This is a genomic window from Acinetobacter sp. AL9, assembly GCF_041464035.1.
GTDB classification, from domain to species: Bacteria; Pseudomonadota; Gammaproteobacteria; order Pseudomonadales; family Moraxellaceae; genus Acinetobacter; species Acinetobacter towneri.
Genome location: NZ_JAYFSK010000086.1, coordinates 1 through 7057 on the forward strand (window position 1 = coordinate 1; position 7057 = coordinate 7057).

General features: G+C 42.3%; 6 protein-coding genes and 1 pseudogene. 3 read left to right on the plus strand and 4 right to left on the minus strand.

The features are described from left to right. Nucleotides 1-616: 616 nt before the first annotated feature. The 3 genes from ACEO2X_RS12865 to def form a co-directional block, all read right to left on the minus strand. Nucleotides 617-2644: a TonB-dependent copper receptor gene (locus tag ACEO2X_RS12865; protein WP_371972112.1), complete on the minus strand. Its 2028-nt coding sequence runs from the start codon at nt 2642-2644 to the stop codon at nt 617-619. 63 nt (nt 2645-2707) lie between these two features. Then, on the minus strand, nt 2708-3136 hold the full coding sequence (locus tag ACEO2X_RS12870) for a DUF2946 family protein (protein WP_104853276.1): 429 nt from the start codon (nt 3134-3136) through the stop codon (nt 2708-2710). Nucleotides 3137-3251: 115 nt separating this feature from the next. Further along, entirely contained in the window at nt 3252-3782 is a 531-nt protein-coding gene (gene def, locus ACEO2X_RS12875) for a peptide deformylase (protein WP_004970115.1), read from the minus strand. Nucleotides 3783-3901: 119 nt separating this feature from the next. Here def and ACEO2X_RS12880 point away from each other — a divergent pair, with 119 nt between their 5' ends. From ACEO2X_RS12880 to ACEO2X_RS12890, 3 genes are read left to right on the plus strand one after another with little or no spacing between them, the layout of a single operon-like run. Next, nucleotides 3902-5059 (plus strand): LysM peptidoglycan-binding domain-containing protein, encoded by a 1158-nt coding sequence (locus ACEO2X_RS12880; protein ID WP_070155503.1) that lies wholly within the window; start codon nt 3902-3904, stop codon nt 5057-5059. 17 nt (nt 5060-5076) lie between these two features. Continuing rightward, nucleotides 5077-6300, plus strand: coding sequence for a DNA-processing protein DprA (gene dprA, locus ACEO2X_RS12885; protein WP_371972113.1), 1224 nt, complete (start codon nt 5077-5079; stop codon nt 6298-6300). A gap of 48 nt (nt 6301-6348) precedes the next feature. Next, the gene (locus ACEO2X_RS12890) at nt 6349-6918 is read left to right on the plus strand and encodes an L-threonylcarbamoyladenylate synthase (protein ID WP_004970120.1); all 570 of its coding nucleotides are present in this window, start codon (nt 6349-6351) and stop codon (nt 6916-6918) included. Between the two features lie 34 nt (nt 6919-6952). On the opposite strand, the pseudogene ACEO2X_RS12895 reads toward ACEO2X_RS12890, so the two are convergent. Further along, nucleotides 6953-7057 (minus strand): annotated as a pseudogene (locus ACEO2X_RS12895) (RNA-guided endonuclease TnpB family protein); the annotation flags it as partial.

Below are 7057 nucleotides of genomic sequence, written 5' to 3' on the forward strand. Positions count from 1 at the left end.
CAAACTCTTCAGTTAAAATCATTTTGAAGTTTTAATCTAAACTTCCAAATCTGGCTCATCAATTTTCTGACTTAAATTTCGCTCAAATAAACTTCGAGTAATTTAAACCAATCAATCAATGAAATATCTTCGATTAATCAATCAGTAAAAATCCACACAAGTTGTTCTTCATAATCTCTTAATGATCTTCTCGATGCTTCGTCAGCATCAAGCTAGGTCGGCTATACTACTCCCTATTTCTAGAAAGTCAACACGCAATGTTGATTTTATTTTCAAACCCATCTACTCAAAACAAACTCAATTAATCTTAAATCAATCAACCAAGCTATTGTTTTTCAACAAGTTTTTATCAACATCACCGCCGATGGATGTGCATTATAGGCCAAATATTTTGCCATGCAAGGCTTTTTGTAAAAGAAATATTTCGAGTGTTTATTTTATAAACCCAAAAATAGATAAACTACTGTTTTAACTTATAAATTTATTTTAATAAAAATCTAACTAATTCTTTTAAACACAGCCCAAATACTTAAACAACTGTTTTATAAGTAATTATTATCACAAAAAAGTAAAAAGCAGAGCCTAAGCTCTGCTTTTGGTTTAAATAAAGTCCAAATTAGAACTTCATACTGATACGCGCCCAATAGTTGCGACCACTATTATTAAATTGTTCAGTAACTGGTAAACCTGTTCCTGACGCACCCATTTTGTTTAGATGCTCGGTATAGGTTTTATCCAGTACGTTATCAACACCCACAGACACATCAACACCTTTACTTAGGTTATAACTACCATTTAAAGACAACACGCCAAAGCCACTGCTCTCTTTTACATCATAACCAACAATATTCCCTTGATTTTGGCTGAAACGACTTTGACCATCAACAACACGTAATAATGCACCTAAAGTATATTTATCCTGAACATAGCGTAGGTTTAAACGTCCTTCCAAAGGTGAAATTTGTGGTAACGGCGTATTGTCTGTGGTGTTTTCACCCCACGCATACATAGCACTCACATCAGCTTGCAAAGCATCGGTAAATTGATAACCCATACCAACTTCTGCCCCAGCAATGGTTGCATCCACATTACGAGAATCTGCGGCATTTTTCATCATTGGAACCATTACAGTTGGGTCATAGCTCATAAGAATGAAGTCATTAATCATCCCTACATAAGCCGATGCCCAAGAACTGAATGCACCATGTTCGTGCTGATAACCTAGATCGAGTTGTAAGGTTTTTTCAGTATCTAGATTTTTAAAAGTCGTACCTTCAACACCGTTTAAATCTGTTCTAAACAATTCCCAATAATCAGGAACACGCTCTACATAACCCAAGCCAACATACGTTTTGGCATCATGATGTGGGTGCTGATTTTCCAAACGAATAAAGCCACTTGGCAAAGTTTCTTTACGTTGTTGAGCTGTTTGCACTGCGTCAACTTCGACCTGATCAACACGTATACCTGTGACTAATTTATTTTGATCATTGAGTTGATAACTCAATTCACCAAAACCACCATAAGATTGAAATTCCATATCAGTTGTTACTGGAGAATTCATCATTGCTTTAGTTGCATGATACATCCCACCAGCATGTTTATTATTTTGACTATCTAAGCCAGTAATAAATTGAAGCTTATCCCACTCATGTGTCACCGCCATACGCGCATTTAAAGTACGGCGTGTAACTGTCATAGCTTTGTTAGGCTCATCAACTTGGCGTAAACTAAAATTATCCATTACATGATCGTTAAAACTATAATTCACCTGTGCTTCAATTTTCTTAATCACATCGGTAATATTTTTCTTTTCTACACGTAAACCTAAACTTTCACGGTCAAATTCAGCACCATCCATTGTACGGCCCGCATAAACCACTTCAGCATCACCACGACCACCTGTCAGTTCTAGCCAAGTATTTTCATCGGGTGTCCAACCTAAAGCCACATCGGCATTCCAACGCTCCCAATCTGAAGGAACAGTTGTACCATTGCCATCTTTATAGCTGTCTGCCACAGAACGGTTGGCGTTTAAACGAATGTATTTCTGCGCATCGCCCGCTGCTGCTTCAATATTATGATCCAAACGACCAAATGAACCCATCAAAACACTGGCTTGTCCACGATAGTTTTGACCTTCACCAAATTGTTCAGGCTTACGCTCAAACAATACCGTTGCTGCCGAACCTGTGTTGGCATATTGCACCGTTTGCGGGCCTTTAATGACGGTAATTTCATCAAAACTTTCTGGTGAAATATAAGAGGTTGGTGAATCCATACGACTCGGGCATGCACCTAAGTTTTCAGAACCATCGGTTAAAATTTTAATACGTGAACCAAACATGCCGCGGAAGGTCACATCGCCATTGGTACCCGCACCACTGTTGACAGCACTAAAGCCAACGATGCTTTGCAAATAGTCTGCACCATCTGTGGCTGGAATCGGCTGAATGGGTTGTTTTGGATTAGCACGAACCACCAAACCATTGGCATCATTGCCCTGTTGTGCGGTTGCAACAATAGGCGCAAGACTATGCGTATTCGCAGACAGCATACTTTGATCGGCAAACGCACTTGCTGAATAGCAGGCAACACAAACTGCAGCCGCAATGGGCTGTAATAAAAATTTAGGCTGAGCCATTTTATTTCTCACTTCAAAACATAAATACAGTTAGGGTCAAAGCAGACCCGAAAAACATTGAATTTATGCAAAGTGAGGTGGAGCACGTCCCTGCGGAAGTAAAAAGAGTTGCTGAAGTGCAAACCAAACATGTTGAAAGCGTTTTTGGAAAGCCAAAAGACGCACCTGAATGCGATCAAGTACTTCTTTAAGCTCTAATTCAGGTGGTAGGACTAAATTGCCATATACCGTACAGTACTGACATTGATGTGAAGCATCGTGATGATGATGTTCGTTTTGTGTCGTAACTTGTTGTTGATCTGCATGTAGATGTGAGCTGTGCACATCATGCCCCACAGCAGTCATTGTTTTGTGTGGCAATAAAAGTGCACGCGTGATGGTTTCACAGACTGGTGCAACTTGATATTGCTCAGGCAGCAAAGGCTGTAAAAAAACAGCAATCTGTAAAAAAACTGCGATAAATGAAAGCAGTAAACCACTACGCAACAACAAAAACATCTATCCTGAATTTGTGTGGCACAAGTATAACAAAGCCCAATCGAAATTGGGCTGATTTTTAGGCTTTGGTCTAAACTTGTGCGTCTAGTCTTCTTGATTGTTCTACGTCTTAACGCTTGACCGCGACTTTTTCTTTCTGACGCTGGCGCACTACTTTTTCGACTTTTTCACGGGCACGCTGACGCTTGAGCGGCGATAAATAATCGACAAATAATTTGCCATTTAAGTGATCCATTTCATGTTGGATGCAAACAGCGAGAAGTTCATCCGCTTCTAGCGCAAAGGATTGGCCCTCAAGGTTAATCGCTTCAATTTTTACACGTGACGGACGCTCAACTTTGTCGTATATTTGAGGCACTGACAAACACCCTTCTTCATACGGTTGGGTCTCTTCAGTCAATGCGGTAACTTTGGGGTTAATGAAGACCATGGGTTGATCTTTATTTTCAGATAAATCCATGACAATCAGCTGAATATGATGATCGACCTGCGTTGCAGCCAGACCAATTCCGGGTGCGGCATACATCGTTTCAAACATATCTGCAGCAAGCTGACGAATCTCGTCGGTGACTTCTTCGACTGGTTTGGCAATGGTACGCAGACGGGGATCCGGGAAACTTAAAATAGGTAATAAGGCCATGGGACATCCTCACTTATGCCATTGATCAAAAAACCGAATGAAGGAATGCTTCATCAAAAAAATGTGTGTAAGATCGTTATTATAACGCAACTACATACATAATTTTAGGAATTATGATAATGAAAAAGGTTTTGACAGACACATCCTCTTTTCGTGTCTTGGGGTTTAAAAAGCAAGTTTTAGCACTCGCAGTATGTCTCACAGTGGGACTTGGTGCGATCAGTGTGGCTGAAGCAGCACCTGCACGAAACATCAATCCGCCTGCCTTAAAAGCCAGCGCACCAAATGTGTATGTGGTAAAAAAAGGCGATACCTTATGGGATATTTCCAAAAAATTCCTGAACAATCCATTACGTTGGCCTGAAATTTGGGCAAGTAACCGTCACGTAAAAAATCCACACTGGATTTTCCCAGGTGACCGTTTGTTGATGTGTACCTACGAAGGTCGCCCTATTATTGGTAAAGATGAAGGCGATGGCTGTGAAGGCATTATTCGTCGTTATGCAGGCAAGAGCACCAATTTACAGCCGCAAATTCGCGTGGAGTCTTTAAATAATACCATTCCTGTGATTCCACTTGACTACATCAAACACTGGTTAGAGCGCAGCAGCATTATTGCCGCAGATGCGTTACAAGGCACACCATATATTTTAGGTACTTCTGATCAACGTGTTTTAGCTGCTAAAGGTCAAAGTGTGTATGCACGTGGTGCAGGTCTGGAAGTAGGTCAACGCTACGGTGTATATCGTGAAGGCGAACCGTACATGCTGACCGATGCCAATGGTCAAAAATTCAATGCAGGCATTGAACTCACTCAAGTTGCTGCAGGTATTGCAGTACGTGGTGAAAATGACATCACCACACTTGAATTGACCGATACCTACAATGCCGAAGTGCGTCGTGGTGATCGCGTCTTACCAATTTATGACCCAATGCTGCCAACCTTGTTCTACCCAACGCATGCTGAAAATGTCAGCACAGGTGGTCAAGTGCTACGTGTGATGGGTTCGATTGGTACTGCAGCAAAACACAGTGTTGTGGCAATTGATCGCGGTACATTACATGGCGTGCAATCTGGTCATGTGTTTAGCGTAGCGCAAAAAGGCGAAGTGGTCACCGACCCGAAAACCAAAGAACGTGTTCAGCTTCCGGGCGAACGTATTGGCAATATCATGGTCTTCAAGAGCTTTGACCACATTAGCTATGCCTATGTTTTAGACAGTGAATTACCAATTAAAGTCGGTGCGAGCTTACAAGCACCACGAATGGACGACTAAAACGGTTTAAGATGGTGATGTTGAATTCATTCAGCCCACAGCAAATCAACTACATTTTGTTGTGGTATTTGGTTCAACATTCACTGTCTAGTTTTTCCAAACTCGTACAACATTATGGTTCCGTGGCTGCCGCAGTGCAGCCCGAACACCTCCTCACATGGTCAGATGTGCGCATTCATGCCAACCATCTACAACGCGCCAAAGAATATCTCAGCCCAACAGGGCAACTCGCCTTTGAACAATGTCTGAATCAACTGCAACAGCAGTGCGATTTTATTCTAACTTTGGACGATGCGGACTATCCCAATCAGTTACGACCCTATTCCAACAAGCCACCCATTTTATTTGGGCAAGGCAATGCACAGGCTTTGTTGCAAGCGCAAATTGCGATTGTCGGCAGTCGCAAAGCCAGCCCGCATGGTCGGCAAGTGGCTTATGATTTTGCTTATTATTTAAGTGAACAAGGGTTCTTTATCAATAGTGGTTTGGCACAAGGTATTGATGAAGCCGCACATCAAGGTGCTTTGCAACATCAACGTACCATTGCAGTCATGGGCACAGGTTTGGACAGCACTTATCCAAGTGCACATCACAGCCTGCGCCAAAAAATTGTAGAATCTGATGGTGCCGTGATTACGGAGTTTTTACCACAGACTAAGCCCTTACAGCAACATTTTCCACGACGTAACCGTATTGTCAGTGGACTAAGTTTAGGCGTGATTGTTGCTGAAGCCAGTTTAAATAGTGGCTCGCTGATTACCGCGAAACTGGCAGCAGAGCAAGGCAAATTAATTTTTGCCATTCCAGGACATATTTACAGTGAATTTCATCAAGGTTGCCACCAATTGATTCGTGAAGGTGCAATTTTAGTGGATCATCCTGAACAAGTGATTGAAGATTTAGCCCTACCCACCCAATGGCAATATCAACAAAACCAAATAGCATCAAGCCAAAATCAGACTACAGCAGCTTCAACAAAAGCAAAATTATCTACACCACCGACTGAAGCAATACTTCAAACCACCACAACAAAAACAGCAGATACAAGTACACCGCATATTCCCGAGCATTTATTGGCACTGTATCAACAACTGGATTGGGTCGGACAAAGCATCGATCACTTGGCACAGCAACTGAATTTAGATATTGCCACACTCACCAGCGCATTAATGGAACTGGAACTCATGGGCTTCTGTTTACAACAATCAGGTTTATATCTGCGTTGTCGTCCACTCAAATAAGGTTCACAATAAGCGCCTATTTCACGTTTCTGTTTAGGTAAAACTCCCATGATTACAACTTCTGTCACCGAAGCCGCTGCATGTCTACAACAAGGACAGGTACTGGCCTATCCTACAGAGGCGGTTTGGGGATTGGGATGTGATCCATATAATCAACAGGCATTTTTGGAAATTTTGCGTCTGAAACAGCGTCCGATTGAAAAAGGTGTGATTTTACTGGCAGGACATCTGTCACAAGTAGAGCATTTGCTGCAGGATTTAAACCCCGAAATGCGAGATCGCGTAATTGCGTCATGGACGAATACTTATCCCACAGATCGAGCAACCACCTGGCTATTACCCAGCACAGCCGCAATTCCAGAGTGGATTACAGGTCAACACCCCAAAGTAGCGGTGCGCGTAACCAATCATCCTTTATGTATGGCGTTATGCCATGCCTTTGATGGCTTTATTGTATCGACCAGTGCCAATCCTGCGGGACTTGCCCCTGCACGCTCTTTGCAAGAGACAACGCAATATTTCCATCAACAATTGCACTACTTAAATGGTGATTTGGGTTTAAGCCAGCAACCTAGCCGTATTTTAGATGCAGAGAGTGGGGCAGTGATTCGCGCCTAGCTTTAGACAAATTTTAGTTGACATCCTCCCCGACCTAAAGGACGGAGATTCCTACTGCTAGACGCTCATGTCCGAGCGCAAGAATATTCAGTGCGGAATTTACATCCCGATCATGGAGCGTACCGCACTCCACACACTG